Annotated in this window: 17 protein-coding genes; 10 read left to right on the plus strand and 7 right to left on the minus strand. The window is 45.9% G+C overall.

The annotated features are described in order from the left end of the window. Positions 1–361 precede the first annotated feature (361 nt). The 3 genes from psb27 to QUA44_RS15020 all read right to left on the minus strand — a co-directional run bounded on the left by psb27 (position 362) and on the right by QUA44_RS15020 (position 5,264). Positions 362–760, minus strand: a complete 399-nt coding sequence (psb27, locus tag QUA44_RS15010) for a photosystem II protein Psb27 (RefSeq protein ID WP_006631261.1) — start codon at positions 758–760, stop codon at positions 362–364. A gap of 139 nt (positions 761–899) precedes the next feature. Then, positions 900–2,177, minus strand: coding sequence for a DNA replication/repair protein RecF (locus QUA44_RS15015; protein WP_333252196.1), 1,278 nt, complete (start codon positions 2,175–2,177; stop codon positions 900–902). A 264-nt stretch (positions 2,178–2,441) separates the two neighbouring features. After that, the gene (locus tag QUA44_RS15020) at positions 2,442–5,264 is read right to left on the minus strand and encodes a cation-translocating P-type ATPase (protein ID WP_333252150.1); all 2,823 of its coding nucleotides are present in this window, start codon (positions 5,262–5,264) and stop codon (positions 2,442–2,444) included. A gap of 1,352 nt (positions 5,265–6,616) precedes the next feature. Between QUA44_RS15020 and QUA44_RS15025 the strand changes: the two genes are divergently transcribed. The 8 genes from QUA44_RS15025 (at position 6,617) to QUA44_RS15060 (ending at position 14,283) form a co-directional block, all read left to right on the plus strand. After that, on the plus strand, positions 6,617–7,135 hold the full coding sequence (locus tag QUA44_RS15025) for a phycocyanin subunit beta (protein WP_333252152.1): 519 nt from the start codon (positions 6,617–6,619) through the stop codon (positions 7,133–7,135). A 102-nt stretch (positions 7,136–7,237) separates the two neighbouring features. Further along, positions 7,238–7,726: a phycocyanin subunit alpha gene (gene cpcA, locus QUA44_RS15030; protein ID WP_333252153.1), complete on the plus strand. Its 489-nt coding sequence runs from the start codon at positions 7,238–7,240 to the stop codon at positions 7,724–7,726. Between the two features lie 148 nt (positions 7,727–7,874). Continuing rightward, complete coding sequence (locus tag QUA44_RS15035) at positions 7,875–8,690, plus strand: phycobilisome linker polypeptide (RefSeq protein ID WP_333252154.1); 816 nt, start codon at positions 7,875–7,877, stop codon at positions 8,688–8,690. Positions 8,691–8,880: 190 nt separating this feature from the next. Continuing rightward, positions 8,881–9,750 (plus strand): phycobilisome linker polypeptide, encoded by an 870-nt coding sequence (locus tag QUA44_RS15040; RefSeq protein ID WP_333252155.1) that lies wholly within the window; start codon positions 8,881–8,883, stop codon positions 9,748–9,750. Between the two features lie 115 nt (positions 9,751–9,865). Continuing rightward, on the plus strand, positions 9,866–10,138 hold the full coding sequence (locus tag QUA44_RS15045) for a phycobilisome linker polypeptide (protein WP_333252156.1): 273 nt from the start codon (positions 9,866–9,868) through the stop codon (positions 10,136–10,138). A gap of 282 nt (positions 10,139–10,420) precedes the next feature. Next, on the plus strand, positions 10,421–11,260 hold the full coding sequence (locus QUA44_RS15050) for a HEAT repeat domain-containing protein (protein WP_333252157.1): 840 nt from the start codon (positions 10,421–10,423) through the stop codon (positions 11,258–11,260). A 257-nt stretch (positions 11,261–11,517) separates the two neighbouring features. After that, positions 11,518–13,482: a hypothetical protein gene (locus QUA44_RS15055; protein ID WP_333252158.1), complete on the plus strand. Its 1,965-nt coding sequence runs from the start codon at positions 11,518–11,520 to the stop codon at positions 13,480–13,482. A gap of 174 nt (positions 13,483–13,656) precedes the next feature. Continuing rightward, a complete protein-coding gene (locus tag QUA44_RS15060; RefSeq protein ID WP_333252159.1) occupies positions 13,657–14,283 on the plus strand; it encodes a HEAT repeat domain-containing protein in 627 nt (208 codons plus the stop codon). Here QUA44_RS15060 and QUA44_RS15065 read toward each other — a convergent pair. Then, a complete protein-coding gene (locus tag QUA44_RS15065) occupies positions 14,272–14,565 on the minus strand; it encodes a DUF2103 domain-containing protein (protein WP_333252160.1) in 294 nt (97 codons plus the stop codon). The two genes, QUA44_RS15060 and QUA44_RS15065, sit on opposite strands and share 12 nt — an antisense overlap. Before the next feature lie 100 nt (positions 14,566–14,665). Beyond that, on the minus strand, positions 14,666–15,136 hold the full coding sequence (locus tag QUA44_RS15070) for a response regulator (protein WP_333252161.1): 471 nt from the start codon (positions 15,134–15,136) through the stop codon (positions 14,666–14,668). Positions 15,137–15,386: 250 nt separating this feature from the next. On the opposite strand from QUA44_RS15070, the gene QUA44_RS15075 reads away from it, so the two are divergent. Further along, the gene (locus QUA44_RS15075) at positions 15,387–15,713 is read left to right on the plus strand and encodes an antibiotic biosynthesis monooxygenase (RefSeq protein ID WP_106333591.1); all 327 of its coding nucleotides are present in this window, start codon (positions 15,387–15,389) and stop codon (positions 15,711–15,713) included. Here QUA44_RS15075 and cas6 read toward each other — a convergent pair whose 3' ends face one another. After that, on the minus strand, positions 15,714–16,595 hold the full coding sequence (cas6, locus tag QUA44_RS15080) for a CRISPR-associated endoribonuclease Cas6 (protein WP_333252162.1): 882 nt from the start codon (positions 16,593–16,595) through the stop codon (positions 15,714–15,716). 215 nt (positions 16,596–16,810) lie between these two features. Continuing rightward, the gene (locus QUA44_RS15085; RefSeq protein ID WP_333252163.1) at positions 16,811–17,893 is read right to left on the minus strand and encodes a class I fructose-bisphosphate aldolase; all 1,083 of its coding nucleotides are present in this window, start codon (positions 17,891–17,893) and stop codon (positions 16,811–16,813) included. Positions 17,894–18,117: 224 nt separating this feature from the next. On the opposite strand from QUA44_RS15085, the gene QUA44_RS15090 reads away from it, so the two are divergent. Further along, a complete protein-coding gene (locus tag QUA44_RS15090) occupies positions 18,118–20,736 on the plus strand; it encodes a M1 family metallopeptidase (RefSeq protein ID WP_333252164.1) in 2,619 nt (872 codons plus the stop codon). Positions 20,737–20,818: the final 82 nt, after the last annotated feature.

A 20,818-nucleotide genomic window follows, 5' to 3' on the forward strand; every position in this document is an offset into this window, starting at 1 on the left:
AAGTCGATCGCACAATGCAAATTATATCTGGCGGCTATTTAAATTCAATAAGGGCGATCGGGTAAGATAAGACTGGGCGATAAAACCGCTGCTATGTTATACAAACTTTCCTCTGCCTAAGTGTTTGCGAGCAGGCACGCACCTTCGCGGACTCAAAAATAAAGGGGGTAAAAATCCCGGATTTGATATCATATCCAATTCAATTTTTCAGTATTTTTTCCCTAAATGCTGCATAAAAAAGCGCCTGGGTACAGTTGGCGCTAAAAGCAGTTGATATTTCTACTAAAAATTGTTAACACTCAAAGCTATCAAGGATGAAAGATGAATTCTTAAAATTTATCCTTGATCCTAAATTTTGAGATTAAGCTCCTCTGTTAAGAGCAGCTTCAATCTGCTGAAATTCTGACTCAAGACGCTTTTTCAATTTTTCAGGAACGGGACGGTTTGGATAGGAACTGTAATGTCCTGCCAAAGAGTTTAATGCCGTCCGCATTGTCGTGAAAGAGGCCAGCTTGGTAAGAGCAGGATCGCGGCGGTAGGCAGCAAAAAAATCGTTGATACTTGTGCGAGCAGCGGCTTGGGCGGCTGCTTTTTCCGGCGCGCCCTCTGGCAAAGTGAGCGCTGTTCTCAAGCTCTTCACTAATGCTAATGTGTCTTGGCCATAATCTCCACTCAGAGTGGCCGGAACATTGGTACAGCCCGCTACGCCGATGACAACAACTAATACCAGGGCTAACAGACGGGAAATGTAATGCTTCATAAGGTTTAGAAAAATGGAAGCGAAAGCGGCAATCAAAATTAACCTTTATCCTATCTCGAATTGAGCTAATAATGCCAATTTATCATTTTTTTGTAGCCTTACCATGAAACAGAAGATTTGTCAATCTAAAATCTAAAATCTAAAATCGATTGATTTGTCCAGCAACGACGGAGAGAATTTGGGTTTGTCGCAGCCACTGAGCATCAAAAGCGCCTAGGTGAGTTGTAGTAATCAGAGTTTGAAATCGTTCTTGAATTGTTTCTAAAAGTTGATTTTGACGGCTCAGATCGAGTTCTGCAAGTACGTCGTCGAGCAACAATAAAGGCGCTTCACCGACGATTTCTTCAATAAGCTGCAATTCGGCTAATTTTAATGCTAATACCAGAGTTCGCTGCTGGCCTTGGGATGCGTATTGACGAGCTGGGGTATTGTTAATTGTAAATGTAATGTCGTCGCGGTGGGGGCCGACTAAAGTGGTTCCTTGAAACTGTTCTGCGATCGCCCTTTTTTGAATTTTCTCTAAAAATGCTTGTCGCACTCCTTCAAGATTATCTTTAGCGATTAATTCCGGGCCTACTTCAATATTAGCATCGTATTTCACATCTAAAACTTCTGCTGAACCGCTAATTGAACGGTGCCAATTTCGAGCTAAAGGCATCAAACGCTCCAAAACTCGATCGCGCCTGCGGATGACGCGAGCCCCCGCTGTCGCCAACTGCGCGTCCCACAAAGCTAATTCTGAACTGGGAATGGGGGATTGGGCATTGGGCATCTTGCCCTGAGCGAAGTCGAAGGGTGGGCATTGGGCATTGGACATTGGGAATTCTGCGATATTTTGGTCTTCGGGAGTTTCAGATCCGATAAATCGCATTTTGTCAAAACTGTCGGAAAATTCGGCTTTCCTGGTTGCTTTAGAACGTTTCAATAGAGCGTTTCGCTGGCGCAAAATTTGGTTGTACTGCTGCAAAATGTGAGCGTAAATCGGTTCTAATTGGATGACTAAGCGATCGATCCAATTGCGCCTTCCTTCGGGCCCGCCGCGCACTAAGTCCAAATCCAAACAAGAAAATTGCACTACATTTAAGACGCTCAAAAAGTCTAAATGGCGGCGCAGCGGTTCACCGTTGAGCTTTAGTGTTCGACGCGCCTGGGATCGCAAAGTTAAAGATAGGTCGATCGCTCCGGTTTGACGTTCGAGTGTAGCATCTATTTGGGCGATCGGCTTTGAGTCGAGTATTAAATCACGATCGCGCGATACTCTGTGGCTTTTTAATGTGGAAAGCAACTCTACCGCTTCTAACAAGTTAGATTTTCCTTGAGCATTATTTCCTACTAAAATAGTTTTGGGAGCGTCAAACGCCACCTTTTGATCGAAGTAGTTCCGAAACTGCCGTAAGTACAGCGTTTTCAAATACATAATATAATGACTGTTGACTGTTGACTGTTGACTGTTGACTGTTGACTGTTGACGTGGGTTATTGATAATCACCCTGCCAGAAAAATCTTTATTTTTCTTTTTATTTTTAAAACATAGTTTTTTCAGTCCTCATAGCGAGGACTTTTGCTTTTAGGTAGGGGTTAAAAACCCCTGCGGGATATCTTGCGGATGTTTAGAAGAGGGCGGAATTAGAGCCATTTAATGAATAATGAAACAACGCTCATTATCCGTCAGCCGTTAACACTATTTTCGAGATTTGTAAAAGCGCACAAACAGTTTTTCCATCTCGATCCACACAAACATCAGAGCGCTGAAACCGAAGCAAACCAGCAATTCAAAAGCCGACAAATAGTGAGTACCGAAAAAAGCTCTCAGCGGCGGAACGTAAATCAGCATCAATTGTAAAGCAGTAGTAACAATCACAGCTCCCCAAACAAAAAGATTAGTGAAGGGGCTTAACTCGATAGTTAGCTGAGTGTTAGACCGAATTGCGATCGCGTGACCCATTTGTGCCAAACAAAGAGTTGTAAACACCATTGTTTTCCAAGCCTCGGGATCTCCAACATGGTTAGGGTTGGTGGTATATCCGTAAGCCCAGGACATCATTGCGATCGTCAAAATTGCAAAAATAATCCCGATGCGAATGATGTAAGAACCCAAACCCCGCGCAAAAATACTTTCTCGCGGACTGAAAGGAGGCTTTTTCATCACGTTCGGTTCCCCTGGTTCCACAGCCAAGGCCAAAGCGGGAACGCCGTCTGTTACTAAGTTCATCCACAAAATTTGGAGCGGCGTCAGTGGCACTCCTCCCAAACCCATTAAAGGTGCGGCCGCAATTGTCAAAACTTCGCCGATGTTACTGCCCAAAATGTATTTAATAAAGCGGCGAATATTGCTATAAACCACTCGCCCTTCTTCAGCGGCGGCGACAATAGTTGCGAAGTTGTCGTCGAGGAGCACCATATCGCTAGCTTCTTTGCTGACATCGGTGCCGGTAATTCCCATTGCGATGCCGATATCGGCTTGTTTCAAGGCGGGGGCGTCGTTAACTCCGTCGCCGGTCATTGCGACAAATTTGCCCCAACTTTGCAAAGCTTGGACAATCCGCAATTTGTGTTCGGGGGAAACGCGGGCGTAAACGCTAACTTGTTCGACTTGCTGTTTGAGTTCTTCTTGGCTGAGCTTTTCTAATTCTTGACCGGTGAGAACTCGATCGCCTTCTTTAGCAATACCTAAATCGTAGGCGATCGCTTTTGCTGTCAACTGGTGGTCTCCTGTAATCATCACCACCCGAATGCCCGCATCGCGGCACTTCACCACTGCTTCCCGCACTTCCGGGCGTGGGGCGTCGAGCATACTGACGAGTCCCAGCCAAATCATGTCTTGTTCGCTGGTTTCCTCAGAACCTTCGGATGGCAGGTTTTCCCAGATTTTGTACCCAAATCCGAGGACTCGCAAACCGGCGCTTGCCATGTTGTTGTTTTCGACGAGGATGCGATCGCGCATTTCCTGGGTTAAAGGTTGTACTCGATCGCCGACTATAATGCCTTGGCAGCGCTCCAAAGTCAACTCTGGAGAACCTTTGGTAAACATCAAATAATTCGACTGCTGTCCGTTTTCGCAGGGAAATCCCGAATGTGGAGATCGGCCGGGGACTTCGCAAATCACGCTCATCCGCTTGCGTTCGGAAGAAAAAGGAAATTCCGCCGTGCGTTGCAGCAATTGACACTGTTTTTCCTTATAAATGCCTGCTTTTCCCGCTAAAGACAGCAGAGCTCCTTCTGTGGGGTCGCCCAAAATCTTCCATTCTTGCTGTTCGTGCTGCAATACTGCGTCGTTGCAAACGGCACAGGCAATTAATAAAGATTCGAGTTCTGGATATTCCTCTAAATTATTAATTTTGGCCGATGTCAGGCGATCGGTAAAATCTCCGATCGGGGCATAACCGTCGCCTGCGACGGCGACTGTGCAGTCGCCCGTAGAGACTAGCTGAACTACCATTTTATTTTGAGTCAGAGTACCTGTTTTGTCAGAACAAATGGTAGTAACTGATCCCAAAGTTTCTACGGCCGGCAGTTTGCGAATCAGGGCGTTTCGCTTCACCATCCGCCTAGTTCCGAGTGCCAGAGTAACTGTCACGACTGCTGCGAGTCCTTCGGGAACCACAGCCACAGCCATGCTGAGAGAAACTTCTAACAACTCTTCAAACCTGCTGGTATCGAACCCGATGCCGCCGTTTTGGAAGGTAATCATGCCGCCGATGACGACAATTGCGACTAAGGCTAGGGCTCCGGAGACTAGAACATTTCCCAACTGGCTCATCCGCTGTTGCAGGGGAGTCGGTTCGGTTTCTACTGACTGAAGCATGGTGGCAATTTTGCCCAGTTCAGTTTTCATTCCGGTGTTGGTGACGATCGCCTTTGCTCGTCCCTGAACAACTTCTGTTCCCTGAAAAATCAGGTTGAGTCGATCGCCCAAGGAAGCATCTTCGGTCAGTTCTAGATCAGCTTGCTTTGTAGCTGCGATCGCTTCTCCCGTCAAAGCAGATTCTCTGACTTGCAGATTTGATGTTTCGATCAAGCGTGCGTCTGCTGCTATTTTTACCCCAGCCTCCAACAGCATTACATCTCCGGGTACGAGTTCCTTGGCTGCTATTTCCGAAGTTTTGCCGTCCCGCAGGACTCTGACTAGGGGGGAAGCGAGGTTTTTGAGGGCTGCGAGGGCTTTTTCAGCACTTTGCTCTTGGAAATAGCCGAGAATGCCGTTGAGTATGACGATCGCAAAAATGGCGATCGCATCTTTGGGAAAAGTATTCGACCGAATGTCCAAAAAACCCGAAATCACGGCCACACCCATCAGCATCAACAACATGATGTTGGTGAACTGATCGACAAAAATCGACCACGGACTGCGGCCTCCTGTTTCTTCGAGTTCGTTGGGGCCGTATTGCTGCAAGCGTTCTGACACCTGTTGGCTGCTCAAGCCAGCGTCTTTGTTGCTGCTTAGCTGCTTGAGAGTTTGGTCAATTGCTACGGTGTGCCAAGAAGAGGGAGAAGTTGAAGACATAAATTACGATCGAGCATGGGGCATAAAGGTGGTTGCGGCCGGACAGCTACAGCCGATCCATCTGGCTGATTACAGTGAGAGAGTTTTAAGTTTTGAGTTCTGAATAAAAAACTGTTTAACTTGGGACTGGTTTTGGGCGGTTCGATGCCGGGGAAGCAAAAAGCTTTTAACTTCAATGCGTCTGGTGGCTCGATCGCGCCGTTTGTAGACCTACCGCTGATAGCACTTATCCACCTTACTACTAAAAATTAGCAATTATTTCGGCTATTACACAGAAAAGAAGCTGAAAGCAAAAGTGACTTTAGTGCCCGGATGCAAGCGTGCGCGGCAGGTTAAAAGCTACCTTAAAAAAAAACATAATAAAACGCTCGTATCCGAACCCATCTATTCCCCATTTTTTAAAAAATGGCGCTGCGTTGACAGGTCTGGGCCTATGTTGGTTTTCTCACCCTCCACAATGCTCAGCTTCCCACACGCTTGCGTGGGACTAGCCTGTGGGAAGCAAAACATATATATATTAAGAAAGTTTTTTTGCAACCGCTGCAGGGGACAGAGTAGATGCTTGGTCTTGAGTCAAGTCCAAGGACTCCCCATGATACAAGAGAATTCCCGCGTTATGAAAGACCGGGCCCGGTCTTTCAACTTCCAAAGGCTGAGTTTTGTCGCTAAATGCTGATATTTCCGGCAAAAGCTGAGGCTGTGGCGAGGGGGTTCACAATCTTTTGGATTTTGCCCACACCCAATTCTGCCGCCATCCTGACATTGGGCAGAATTTTTGCTTTTTTCCCTATTCCCCCAGCCTTCTTTTACCAAAACTTTAATTTGCTTAACTATTCTTAACAATTCGCTTTTCCGTGGGAAAGCCAACACAGGCGATCGGGCCACGGGAATGTTCGGCTCGGTTCTACCGCCCCTGCAGGGGCTATTGAAGCAAAGTTTTATTTTTTGGGCAACCCCGCATCTACCGCAGGAAGGAGATTTGCCCGCACTTCTCCTCCCCGTTATTTACCTTCTTAGAGAAATAACTGTCTGTAATAATTTGTAATAAACAAAGACGGGCGAGCGTTGTATAAAGATTATCAGAGGGTTGAAACGACAGGCCAAAGTTAACAAAAACACTGATTGACAAGGTTTGTCGCATCTCATAAAAGATGTAAAAAATTCTAAGGTTTCTTAAATGTCCGTTACGATGTAACAATAGTGCAGGTAGCGGAAAGGGAAAACTCGATCGGACCAGCAGATTAGCTGGCATCAAATTTCAACCCTTGCAGGCACTCGTAGCCTGAACAAATTTAACTTAACGGTTTTATACCGCAACCAAACTCAATTAACTCAAGTAGGAGAGTTCTTTCATGTTTGACGCATTTACAAAAGTGGTTTCCCAATCTGACGCTCGGGGCGAATTTCTAGCTCAGGGTCAACTCGATGCTCTCAGCAGCATGGTTTCCGACGCCAACAAGCGGATTGACGCAGTAAACCGCATCACCGGCAACGCATCCAGCATCGTAGCCAATGCAGCTCGCACCCTGTTTGCCGAACAGCCACAACTGATCGCTCCTGGTGGCAACGCATACACCAACCGCCGCATGGCAGCTTGCTTGCGCGATATGGAAATCATCTTGCGCTATGTCACCTATGCAACATTTGCAGGCGACGCCAGCGTTTTGGACGATCGCTGCTTGAACGGTTTGCGCGAAACATACCAAGCTCTGGGAGTTCCCGGTGGCTCAGTTGCAGCCGGCGTGCAAAAAATGAAGGAAGCAGCAATCGCGATCGCTAACGACCCCAACGGCGTTACCCGTGGTGATTGCAACTCGCTAATGTCTGAAATCGGCAGCTACTTCGACCGCGCAGCTAGTGCAGTCGGCTAAAAATAGCCAAGCGAACCTTTCTTGTAAAGAAGCGAGCATCGCATTTTTGCAAACAATCATTTTTGTACAAAAACAACACAACATTAGGGAGAAACCAGAACAATGAAAACCCCTTTGACTGAAGCAGTAACAGCAGCCGATTCTCAAGGTCGTTTCCTGAGCAGCACTGAACTACAAGTTGCCTTCGGCCGTTTCCGCCAAGCAGCAGCAGGTTTGGAAGCAGCCAAGGCTTTGACCGCCAACTCTCAGCGCTTGATCGACGGTGCAGCTCAAGCTGTGTACAACAAATTCCCGTACACCCAACAAATGCAAGGCCCGAACTACGCTTCTACCCCAACAGGTAAAGCCAAGTGCTCTCGCGACATCGGCTACTACCTGCGGATGGTAACCTACTGCTTAGTTGCAGGCGGCACCGGTCCGATGGACGAGTACCTGATTGCAGGTGTTGACGAAATCAACCGGACATTTGAATTGTCTCCTAGCTGGTACGTTGAAGCTCTCAAGTACATCAAAGCCAACCACGGTCTGAGTGGCGACGCTGCAACTGAAGCGACTTCCTACATCGACTACGCAATCAACGCTCTGAGCTAGATTTGCGTGATGCCCGGGATTGTAAGCTGCTGTTAGCTTAAGTGTTAGCGGTTGTTTACAATTCCGGGCATCTGCGATCGAAGCCTAGTTTTGCAAATACTTTTTTAAGCAGTTTTCAATTTTTAAAGCAAAAAAGGGAGAAGCGAAAATGGCGGGATTAGGTGCAGCAGAACGCTTGGGAATAAAAGCATTTGAAGAAGCGGGACGGGTAGAACTGCGTCCACACTGGACGCAAGACGATGCGAAAGCAGTAATTCGCGCTGCTTACAGCCAAGTTTTCGGCAACGAGTATTTAATGTCGAGCGAACGACTTACCAGTGCTGAATCTCTGCTGCTGCAAGGGCAGATTTCAGTGAAAGATTTTGTGCGGTCAATTGCACATTCCGAAACTTATCGGAAAAAGTTTTTTTATCCGAACTCGCAAACGCGGTTAATTGAGCTTAATTACAAGCATTTGTTGGGCCGCGCTCCTTACGACGAGTCGGAAATTGCTTTCCACGTTGATTTGTACAATGCAGAAGGCTACGAAGCTGAAATCAATTCTTACATTGACTCAGTTGAGTATCAAGAAAATTTTGGCGAAAGTATAGTGCCTTACTATCGCGGTTTCGCGACTCAAAGAGGTCAAAAAACCGTCGGTTTTAACCGGATGTTTCAACTGTACCGGGGTTTTGCTTCTAGCGATCGATCGCAAAACCAAACCCAAGCCCGTCTGACTTGGGAAGTAGCGAGAAATATGGCTTCGCCGATATACACGGCCTCCATCGGAAAAGCCCTAGGCGGCACATCCGGCGGTTCTCGTGGTCAACTCTACCGAGTCACCGCAATGCAAGGGTCGGCTAATTTTTCGCCCCAAGTGCGGCGGACTACTACCGAATATCTTGTGCCTTACGAGCAACTTTCGAGCCGCTTGCAGCAAATCAACAAACGTGGCGGCAAAGTGGTAAGTATTACCACAGCTTAAAGTTTGTAAAGACGTTTTTTTGAAACGTCTTTAGCAAATTAGGACTAAGGCTAAAAAATTTTCAATTTTATGTGTATAGGTAAGGTGTGCAGTGCACACCCTACTTTGAGGCATATTATCCTTAGTCCTAAAAATTTCAAGTGCAACCAAGCATTAAACTTTTGTCATTAATAATTTAGGAGAAAATCTGGTGGCGATTACAACAGCAGCGTCCAGACTAGGAACATCCGCATTGAGCGATGCGCCGAAGGTAGAATTGCGCCCGAACTACACCAAAGACGACGTTGAAACGGTGATTCGTGCCGTTTACCGTCAGGTGCTGGGCAACGACTATTTAATGAAATCCGAGCGACTTACAAGTTCCGAGTCTTTGCTGCGGGACGGCAGTTTGAGTGTACGAGAATTTGTACGCGCTGTAGCTAAGTCAGAACTGTACAAAACCAAGTTTTTTTACAACAGTTTCCAAACTAGGACGATCGAACTAAACTACAAACACTTGCTCGGTCGCGCTCCCTACGACGAATCTGAAGTAGTTGAGCACTTAGATTTGTACCAAACACAAGGCTACGACGCTGATATTGATTCTTACATCGATTCAGTAGAGTATCAAGAAAACTTTGGCGATAGTACCGTCCCTTACTACCGCGGCTTTAACACCCAGCGTGGTCAAAAAACCGTTGGTTTTACCCGGATGTTCCGGTTGTATCGTGGCTATGCAAACAGCGATACATCTCAACTAGAAGGCAATAACTCTCGCTTAGCTGTCGAACTCGGCACTAACACCGCTACGGCTGTAGTTGGGCCTTCTGGCGGTAACGAAGGTTGGGCTTATCGGCCTTCTGCCAGAAACGTAACTCCCAGCAGCACTTTCGGCGGCGCTGCAGCTTACGGCAAAGAAGGACGGCTGGTGCGCGTGGAAGTTTCGGGCATTCGCACGGGCGGCTATCCCAGCGTGCGCCGCAGCAGCAAGGCTTTCATCGTACCTGTTGAGGAGTTGTCCTCGCAAATGCAGAAATTTCAACGCATGGGCGCGAAAATCGCCAGCATTACTCCAATTTAGTAAGTTGGCAGTTGGCAGTTGGCAGTTGGCAGTTGGCAGTTACTAGCTTTTAGTCAACAGTCAACAGTCAACAGTCAACAGTCAACAGTCAGAATTACCAATTACCAAGAAGCTTATGTTGGGTCAAATTGTAGCTGGAAAAAGTGGCAATACAGCTTCCGCAGGTCGCTGTTTTCGGTACGAAGTTGTTGGCTTGCGCCAAAGCGATGATACAGAAAATATTGATTATTCGATTCGATCGAGCGCGAGTACATTTATCACCGTGCCGTACAATCGGATGAATCAAGAAATGCAGCGGATTACTCGCATGGGCGGGAAAATTGTGAGCATTCAGCCTTTAAGTGCGATCGCAGAATCATCGCATGAATCATCGGGTGAACACGAATAGTTTGGTTGCAGGGGCGATGAAAATCGCTCCTACACAAACAAAGTTCGTTAAAACTCACATCTTGCACGATGCTCAATAAGCCTTTTATGAACAGGCAAGATGCCTGTTCCACAAGAAATTAATTCTTTGTGGAACAGGCATCTTGCCTGTTGCTGACAATGGTGCAAGATGTGAGTTAGAACGGGCGATTTCAATCGCCGAGTTTCCCCAACCCGCCTAAGAGCGGGTTTCGTCTGTGTAGTAGCGATTGAAATCGCCGAGTTTCCTAATAACTAATAACTAATGACTATGGATTATTACGAATCAGACTCACCGCCGGCGGGTGTAGCTGAGGGCGAGTCTTTAACAGTAGAACAGGCGATCGCAAATTTGCACTCCCAAGATTACAGTCTCCGCTATTATGCTGCTTGGTGGATTGGCAGATTTCGAGTTAAGGAACCGGCAGCTATTGCAGCTTTGATTGCCGCCTTGCAAGAAGAATCAGAACAAACAAAAATTGGCGATTATTCCCTATTACGAAATGCGGCGCGGGCTCTGGGTAAATTGGGCGACAAACAAGCCTTACCAGCGCTGACTCACTGTTTGGAATGCGCCGATTATTACGTGCGGGAAGCGGCGGCTCAAGCTCTCGAAATGCTGGGCGATCGCGATTCTATTGATCCGCTAATGAAAGTCTTAGATGGGGGCGTAGCTGCGGCGGTGCGAGTGCCTGGAAAAGCGCATCTAGTGCAGCCTTACGACTCGGTAATTGAAGCTTTGGGAACGCTGGAAGCGACAGAAGCAATACCGCTAATTTCACCTTTTTTAGAACATTCTGTGGAGCGGGTGCAGTACGCTGCGGCGCGGGCGATGTATCAGTTAACTGGTGAGCGGGTTTACGGAGAGCGGTTGGTAAGTGCTTTGAATGGGGATAATTTGCAGTTGAGGCGATCGGCTTTGATGGACTTGGGGGCGATCGGCTATTTGCCGTCAGCACCAGCTATTGCTGAAACTTTAGCAGAAAATAGCATGAAATTGATTGCCCTCAAAGGAGTTTTGGAGCATCACCTAAATCAACAAACATCTCTATCTTTGTCCGATGAAGCTATCCAAGTGATGAACTTAATGGATAGTTTACTTTAACAAAAATTAGTTCGCAACTGCAATAGGATTGCTTTAGCGATTCTCAATTGTCTGCCATATATTCAGGACACAGCAGATTCAGGAAACAGCACTGCTGTGTCCTTACCGCCTATCTGTATTTCAGGGAGTTGAGAACTGCTATTTTCTCGCTTTTCTCCGGGTGAACTGGTGGCTGATGATTTGATAAAATGAGGGATGAGGCTTTAAGTATTAATTTTCATGAGTTTTGAGTAAAAATATTGAGGGTAGTACCTGTTATGAAGCATCAAGATTTTTGTGAAGAATTTGCATTTCTCCTGGTTAAGTATAAAGCAACTCATAAAGCGAAGCAATATGGGGGAGTCCCTCTTTCTAGTATATGTTGTACGTTGAGAGGACTTCTGAATATGCGTACTGAAGGAGTGAACCTGACTTCAGAGGAACATCTTTTTCTAAAAGAATGGGGATGGACAATGGATCTTTCTCCCTCCAATCCTCTTTATCAAATCATTAAGAAATTTGACTCTGGTGAGAAACTGAGTGTAAAAGAAAGGATAGTTTTGGAACAAGAGCAACAACAAGTAAAGATTATTTGGGAACGAGAGCATCAACGAGAGGAACGAGAGCATCAACGAGAGGAACGAGAGCATCAACGAAAGCAACAAGAACAAATAAAACAAGAGAGGCATTTGTCTGAACTAGCGAGAAAATACCGAGTTAGTAGCTCGGATTTAACGATAAATTCTCTTTATGACCTTATTTGCAAAATTGACAGTGGAAATCCACTGAGTGATTCAGAGATGGAATGGATGAAATCGAGGCGGTTTTATGAACCGATAAAGATTTATCGGCAAATACAGCACTTTGCTTTACTAAAGGCTAAGTACCAAGCAACTGAATATCCAGATTGTTCGCTTGATAGCCCTTTGTATCAAATCCTCAAGCAACTCGATGCAGGAGAAATATTCAGTGATGTAGAGGCTAACTGGCTTGTCAACAACCAACTGATTGATACTTTAGAAATTTTTGGGCAACAAAAAGCTGGACGAGAAGCTGAATTTGCCCAACTCAAGGATAAGTATAAAGCTAGTGAATACGCAGAAACATCTGTCTCTAGTCCACTCTATAAAATCCTGAAAAACCTGGATGCAGATATACAGTTGAGTGAGTCAGAACTTAACTGGCTGGAAGAGCATCAACTTAGCGAAACGCTTAGCATTGTTTTGGAAATTGAACAGCAACGGCACTTTACTGAACTGAAAGTTAAGTATAAAGCTACTACTTATGAGGATTCATCCCTCTCTAGCCATCTGTATAAAGTTCTCAAAAAAATTGATTTAGAAAGTCAGCTAGGTGAGCAGGATATTAACTTTCTGAAAAAGCGTAAACTAACTGAGACAATTACTCTGGCGCTTGACAAATATGTTGCTACTCTGAAGTCTAAGATTCAATCGGGAGAGCAGTTGAGTGAGGCTGATATTGATTGGGTGAAACAGAATGGACGTGAGGATGTAATTACTTTTGCCCAAGAAAAGGAATTTGCTGCTCTGAAGGTCAAGTATCGGATTATAGATCGTGATTTTCCCTTCGATCCGTTTTACGCAATCATGGTCAAATTGGAGAAAGAAGAGCGTCTAGATCCTGTGTTAGTTGTTCAGTTAATACAACAGGGACTTTTAGCTAGTCATGGAAAGATTGCTATGGCTTACCACAGGCTTGAAGCGCTTTTCTACGATCGGGAATATGAGCGCACTGGAGATAAATGGAACTTGCCCAACGCCAGCAGTCATTGGCGCAAGGCAGATGAACCGGAAAGTGCATTGCAGGTGACAGAAAATCTGGACTTCGACCAAATCAAAGAAAATAAGCTCAAGTCAGCTTTGCTAACAACGAGGGGCGGTGCTTTCCGAGATATTGATAAATTAGGTGATGCTGAAAAGTGTGCGCTCAAAGCTATTGAGTATCAGCCTCAGAGTCATCACCCTTACACTTTGATGGGAGCTATTTGTTTTGAGCGGGGTCAATTTTCAGAGGGTGAACGTTGGTTTAACGAGGCAATTAAACGCGGTGCTGAATCAGAAGATATAGATTCCGAACTCAAGCGGGTTGTCAAAAATGCTAAAGATGAGAAGCGTCGGGAAGTTGTGGAATATCTGCTGCAAAAAAATCCGCAGCGCTATGCTTGGGCTAAGGCTTATAGGAAACGCCAAGAGGGTGAGGATGCACAGCGCAAGAATTCCTAGGGCGGGTATGGAGTAGAGTTTTTGGCGGATTCGACTCTTTAACCAAGACAGTCCTATTTTGAGTAGGGTAAGCTTTTTAAGTTAATCTCCGCGCCTCAGCCACACTGCAAAAAGTTCGATCGCGCGATCGACCCAACCTACAATTACAATGATCACGGTAGAGCTTACAAATCAATGGCATTAGAACTAATTCGCGCAGTCGAACAAGCAGATTCTTCCGAAGGCTTGTTAAACGCAGTCAAAGCACTGGCGGCGGCTGAGTCAAAAGAAGCAATTCCTACCTTAATTACAGTCCTCGGCTACAACAACCCAGGCGCCGCTGTGGCCGCCGTTGACGGGCTGATTCAACTCGGAGAACCCGCCGTGCTGCCGCTTCTCGAACAGCTTGACGGCTACAATTACGGAGCGAGAGCTTGGGCTGTTCGGGCTTTGGCGGGAATTGGCGACCCCAGGGGTTTAGAGATTTTGCTGGATGCGGCGGCGAATGACTTTGCTTTGAGCGTGCGGCGGGCGGCTGCTAGGGGTTTGGGGACGATTTGCTGGGAACTTATGCCGGCAGAACAAATTGCAGATGCTCAAATTCGCGCTGTGAAAACGCTGCTGCAAGCCTCCCGAGATCCTGAATGGGTGGTTCGCTACGCAGCAGCGGGGGGTTTGCAAGCTTTGGCGGGTGCTGCGACTGTGAAACCAGATTGGTTAGCGGAAGTTTCGGCCAGACTTGAGGAAATTGCCCAAAGCGATGAAACTTTAGCAGTTAGAGCTCGCGCAGTGCTTGCTAAGGAAAAATTGTCACCTGGCTAGGGTTTGGGCGATCATCTCTTCCAAGTCCCCTTGACTGAGAGTGGTTAATATAAAGACTTCTTGTACGGTTTTGCCCTGTCTGGCAATGATTTTAAATCCCCCGCGGATGGGTACTGACACTCTTAATGTCATGCGGGGGATGTGTCCTTTAACTTTGTTGATGACACCTGGGGTAACGGTGTGAATGCCCATTTTTAGGGTGAGGCGCTCTAAAATTGGTATCAAACCGGGAAGGTGGGTAGAGTGATTCCAAACTAGGCGGCCTTTGGGTTGTGGGTTCATTACTTTTTAACCAAATTCAACATACCCAGTCTAAGCCACCCTCTGGCCGAACCAATTTGAAATTCCCTCAATTTATGTATCAATAACCTTACTGTACGTGTCATTGCAAGCAAAGCGACGCAATCTCAAACCGAGATTTTTGATTCCAGGCGCGCAAGCTGAGATTTGATGGCGCAGAATTGTCCTGTACTTTTTGATGTTTTGGGTTGGTAACTGTCGGTTTTTCTAGTTGAGTTGCGATCGCCCCGAGCATTTCTCTGACGCTGCAAGGTTTCTTGAGATAGCCGTCTGCTTTGAGTTCCAGGGCTTTTTCCATTTCTGAACCTGTCATAAAAATAAACGGAATGCTGGCGGTGGCAGGGTATGATCGCAAAATCGCGAAAACTTCCAAACCGTTGAGTTCCGGCATCATCACATCAGACAAGATTAAATCGGGAATTTGGGCGATCGCGGTTTCGATACCGACTTGTCCGTTTTCCGCGCCTACAGCTTCAAAACCTCGTGATTCTAGAAGTTCTAATACAGTTTCTCGGATTAAGTTATTGTCTTCAATTACTAATATCTTTGGCATTTGTTTTAGTTGACTCTTGACTGTGTTTGTATTTCTATGTGATAATTTTGGCAGGTAACTTTTAATAAATTCAATAGGGTTATTGCAAAAAACCGCTTTTTACGCGTCAGCGTGCGATCGCCACTACGTGCAGTATCTCAGAAATCCGCCGCAAAGCTTGAGCGCGCAACTCCAAAAGTTACTATTCACAAATTTTGGGCGATCGGGTAAAATGCAGCTCAGTGTATCGCTATTAAGTTAGGAGAGACCTATGTCGGAATTTTTAGACTTTCTCAGACATCAGTTTGCTTACATTGCCATTGGCGAATTTAAACCAGGAAAATTCAAAGAAGCAGAAGAACTTTTTGCCAAAGCCGTGGCAACTTATGCTACAGGTTTTAAGGGAGCATACCTGCTGCAATTGCCCAATACAGACAAAGGTATTGCGATCATTTTTTGGGAAAGCGTGGAAGAAATGGCCGCCAATCAAAGCGAAGCTTATCAGGAAATATTGAAGCAGATGACGCCTTTATTTGCTAAAATTCCCGACACTGATGTTTATGAAATCGTCAGTGAAATTAAGCCGAAAAGTGAATGATTAAAAATTATGCAACCGGCGCGTCATTCCCATTCCCATCGGCGTTTTTCGCCCAACTCCGCTGTAAAGGGCAAAATCTGCTAAAGCATTAATTTGCTTGATAGTAACGGGATCAACATCTCCCATAATTCGGTAAGTAATATCGCCGACGCAGCCAATAAATTTACTGCGAGAATCCGTACTAACTTCTGTGCAGATATCGAAGAAACTAGGGAAAATAGATTCTATGAAATTAGGTTCGATCGCCCTATTGCTGTACTTGTTCCAGCGATTCGCCAAACTGCCAAAAATACTCTCTCTAGTTGGCATAGCACTGTCGTAAACACCTTGCCGAAAATTAGTAGGAGTGCAAAAACTAAAAGCAATTTGGCGCTGTGTTTCCGAAGCGCGATCGAACAATTCGGCGTAACTGCAAAAATTGACCCAAGGCTGGTTTGATTGCGGTTCGCTCAAAATATTGGTAATGTACAAGTCTGTAGGGCCCAGATGCCAATGGCGGTCAAAATTTAGTTGCTGCCAAAGTTCAGTTAGCCGATCGAACAAACCGTCATCCAGCAGAGAAATTCGCCACCAAATCGCTGTATTTTCGCGAATTGCTTGCTTTTGTTCCCACTGTAGCGCCGGGAAAGTTGGGAGCGCAACCGCAGGCAAAACTCTCTTTTGTGTCGGCGCAGTGCTGCTTTTGGCAACCTCTTTTCTGCTTACTTGGAAGGGGCTTAATGTGAAAGCTTTTTCATTCGATTGGTCGTGCAGGTACGCGCTCAAATCGCTGTCTACAGCACTCACAAGGTTGAGAAATAATGCGTGAAGATGCCGTCCCGTTAAAAATTGGGATGGAATGGGCGCAACGGGCAGCAAGTTTAAAACGAGGCTGTGGGGCATTTTAAAATTAGATATTTTGTCTGTATATCTGTTGGGTTACTATTAATATTACAGTTAAGTTGTAATTTATAATATTTCTAATGATTATTCCTACAATACATTTTTGGGCTTGTTGACAAGAGTTCTTGATCCGTGCTGGTGCGTCGCTATCAAATTGTCCATTTTTTGGCAAAAATTTATTGTAGGCGACACACCCTACGGCTGATATTAATGAATTAGGCGATCGTAATTTCGGACGACAAATAAACGTCTTGAATGGCGTGGAACAATTTTACACCTTCTTCAAAGGGACGCTGAAAAGTTTTGCGGCCGGAAATTAAGCCGCAGCCACCAGCGCGTTTGTTGATTACTGCGGTGCGAATGGCTTCGGCAAAATCGTTTTTTCCTGAAGCACCGCCAGAGTTGATTAAACCCATTCTTCCCGCATAACAGTTGAGCACTTGATAGCGTGTTAGATCGATCGCATGATCCGTTGTCAATTCCGAATACACACGGCTGTTGGTTTTGCCGTAACTCTCGCCGGCGGCTTTAGCAACTGCTCCGTAACCGTTGTTACATTCGGGCAATTTCTGCTTGATAATGTCAGCTTGAATTGTCACCCCCAAGTGATTTGCTTGACCTGTTAAATCCGCTGCTAAGTGATAATCTTTGTCTTGCTTGAAGATATCGTTGCGGAGATAGCACCACAGAATTGTTGCCATTCCGTATTCGTGAGCGTGGGCAAAAGCTTGACTAACTTCTTGGATTTGCCGCGTCGATTCCGGCGAACCAAAATAAATTGTGGCTCCGACTGCAACGGCTCCTAAATTCCAAGCTTGTTCGACTGATGCAAACATTATTTGGTCGTATTGATTGGGATAAGTCAGCAATTCGTTGTGATTGAGCTTGAGAATGAAAGGGATTTTGTGCGCGTATTTGCGAGAGACGCTTCCCAAAACTCCCAGGGTTGTCGCAACGGCGTTGCATCCTGCGGAGAGTGCTAGTCTGATGATGTTTTCGCTGTCAAAATAGATGGGATTTGGTGCAAAAGAAGCGCCCGCCGAGTGTTCGATTCCTTGGTCTACTGGTAGGATCGATAAATAGCCAGTATTTGCCAAGCGTCCGCTAGAATAAAGTTGCTGGAGCGATCGCAAGACTTGAGAAGAGCGATCGGTTTGAGCAAAAATGCGATCGACCCAATCCGGGCCTGGCAGGTGCAACAAATCTTTAGAAACTTTCGCTTGATGGGTGAGCAAGTCTTCGGCTTCGTCGCCCAGCAAAGATGCGATCGAACTGGGAACTGATAGTGTAGCTGTCATGCAGATTTCCCTCTCAATTTCAATTGCAGGCTGATGATTGCAGATATTAGCCTTGCTGATATTGTAGCAAATAATTCATATTTTCGATCCAGGCAATTATCAGCCAACTTTTTAATAAGATTAGAGACAACAGCAGCGGGACGCGCTACTCTAGAATAAGCTGGCAGTTCCGCAGCAGCGAAAACACCAGCGATCGCCTATCGACACACAACTCTGCCATCACAATGTCACACACTTACTTTGATTCTGAAAACGCTCACAAATCCTTCGAGATGCCCGGTGCCAGACCCCACTACAACCCCGATCGCCCCGGACAAGTAGAGCATATTTTCCTCGATTTAGTGCTGGATATTCCCAAACAAAGTTTTCGCGGCACTTGCAGCATCCGCATAAATCCAGTCCGCAGCGGTATTGACAAATTAACCTTAGATGCGGTAAATCTCAATATTAAATCGGTAAAAATTGGCGAAACCGAGCAAAATTTCGACAGCGACGGCGAAGTGCTGGAAATTCAACTGCACGAACCAACAGTAGCTTACGAACCAATTACAATTGCGATCGCATACTCGGTCGAAAAACCCCAGCGCGGCCTCTATTTCGTCGGCCCAGACAAACACTATCCCGACAAACCAACCCAAGTTTGGACTCAAGGCGAAGACGAAGATTCCCGCTTCTGGTTTCCCTGTTTCGACTATCCCGGACAACTTGCAACTTCCGAAATTAGAGTGCAAGTTCCGAAACAACTTTTTGCAATATCTAACGGCGAATTAATTAGCACAAAAAATGAGGGCGACGATAAGATTTATCACTGGTCGCAAACCCAGATCCACCCAACTTATTTAATGACCTTAGCCGTCGGAGATTTTGCCGAAATCAAAGACGAATGGAACGGCAAACCAGTTAATTATTACGTCGAAAAAGGCCGCGAAGCCGACGGTAAGCGCAGCATGGGCAAAACGCCCAAAATGATTGAATTTTTCTCTAAAGCATTTGGCTATCCTTACCCTTTTCCTAAATATGCTCAAGTCTGCGTCGATGATTTCATCTTCGGCGGCATGGAAAATACTTCGACAACTTTGCTAACAGATAGGTGCTTGATAGATGAACGCGCTAGCCTCGACAATCGCGCTACAGAAAGCTTAGTTGCTCACGAATTAGCTCACCAGTGGTTCGGTGATTTAGTAGTAATTAAACATTGGTCTCATGCTTGGCTGAAAGAAGGTATGGCTTCTTATTGCGAGGTGCTATGGACTAACGAAGAATACGGCAAAGAAGACGCGGCTTATTATATGTTAGGTGAAGCCCGCAATTATTTAGCTGAAGACAGTTCTCGCTACCGCCGCCCGATTGTTACTCACGTTTACCGCGAAGCCATTGAATTGTACGATCGCCATTTGTACGAAAAAGGCGCTTGCGTGTATCACATGATTCATGCCGAGTTAGGCGACGAGCTATTTTACAAAGCAATTCACACTTTTGTGCGGGATAACGCTCACAAAACTGTAGAAACGATCGATTTGCTAAGGGCGATCGAAAAGGCGACCGGCCGCAATTTAATGTTTTTGTTCGATCAGTACGTTTATCGCGGCGGTCATCCAGATTATAAGGTTGCTTATTCCTGGGACGGCGATAGCAAATTAGCCAAAGTGACTGTCACACAAACTCAGATCAAAGATAGCAAAAAGGACAACGGTAATAGCAAAGATGTCTTCGACCTAAAAATTCCGATCGGCTTCGGTTATAAGCCGGAAAAAGATGCAGACGAGGGAAGTGCTGCTAATATAAAAACTTTCACTGTTCGAGTGCACGAACGCGAGCAAAGTTTCTATTTTCCATTAGAAGAGAAGCCCGCTTTTATTAGTTTTGATGTCGGAAATAAATACTTAAAAACCGTTGTTTTAGAGTATGGAGTTGCCGAATTAAAAGCTCAGTTGCAGTTTGACCCTGACCCGGTTTCCCGGATTTATGCAGCCAAAGCTTTGGCGAAAAAGGGAGGACTGGAAGCTGTGAAAGCGCTGTCAGAAGTTCTCAAAAAAGATCGGTTTTGGGGGGTGCGGGCTGAAGTAGCTACTCAGTTAGTTGAAATTAAACTCGACCAAGCTTTTGAAGGTTTAGCAAGTGGTTTGAAAGATAAAGATGCTAGGGTTCGCCGCGCTGTGGTGAATGCGCTGGGCCAAATCAAGACTCACGAAACTTATAAGGCGCTGAGGTCGATCGTCGAAAAAGGCGACGACAGCTATTATGTAGAAGCGGCCGCAGCTAGTGCTATGGGCTCGATCGCAGGGGCGAATCCCGACGAAAAACCGACGGACGAACAGGTACTCAAAGAGTTAAAATTGGTTTTGAAAGAGCGTCAGGGCTGGAATGAGGTTGTGCGATCGGGGGCTATTTCCGGTTTGGCGCAAATGAAAACTTCGGAAGATGCGCTGAACCTGATTTTGAAATACACAGCCGTTGGTACTCCGCAAGCTTTGCGATTAGCTGCAATTCGTTCTTTGGGGACAATTTCTACAGGTCAAACTAAGCTTAATTTAGAACGAATTTTGCACCGATTGGCAGAATTATCTAAAGAGACGTTTTTCTTGACTCAAGTATCTGTGGTAGTGGCTTTAGGACAGATGGAAACTCGCAAAGCCATTCGGATTTTGCGTTCTTTAGCTGACCAAACTCCCGACGGCCGCGTCCGTATGATGGCTGATGAAGCTGTGCAAAGAGTGCAGAAAAATGTCGGTTCCGATGCAGCGGTGAAGCAGTTGCGGGAGGAGTTAGACCAGGTGAAGAAGGAGAATCAAGATTTGAGGAGTCGGATGGAAAATTTGGAGGCTAAGGCGAAGAAAGATTAGAGTAAAAACCGCATACCGGCGCAGATAGAGGCAGATTTGGGCGATCGGCTTTTATCTGCGCGCGAGTATTACAATATTATTT

Origin of the sequence: Microcoleus sp. N9_A2 (genome assembly GCF_036701775.1) — a bacterium.
Taxonomy (GTDB): domain Bacteria; phylum Cyanobacteriota; class Cyanobacteriia; order Cyanobacteriales; family Microcoleaceae; genus Microcoleus.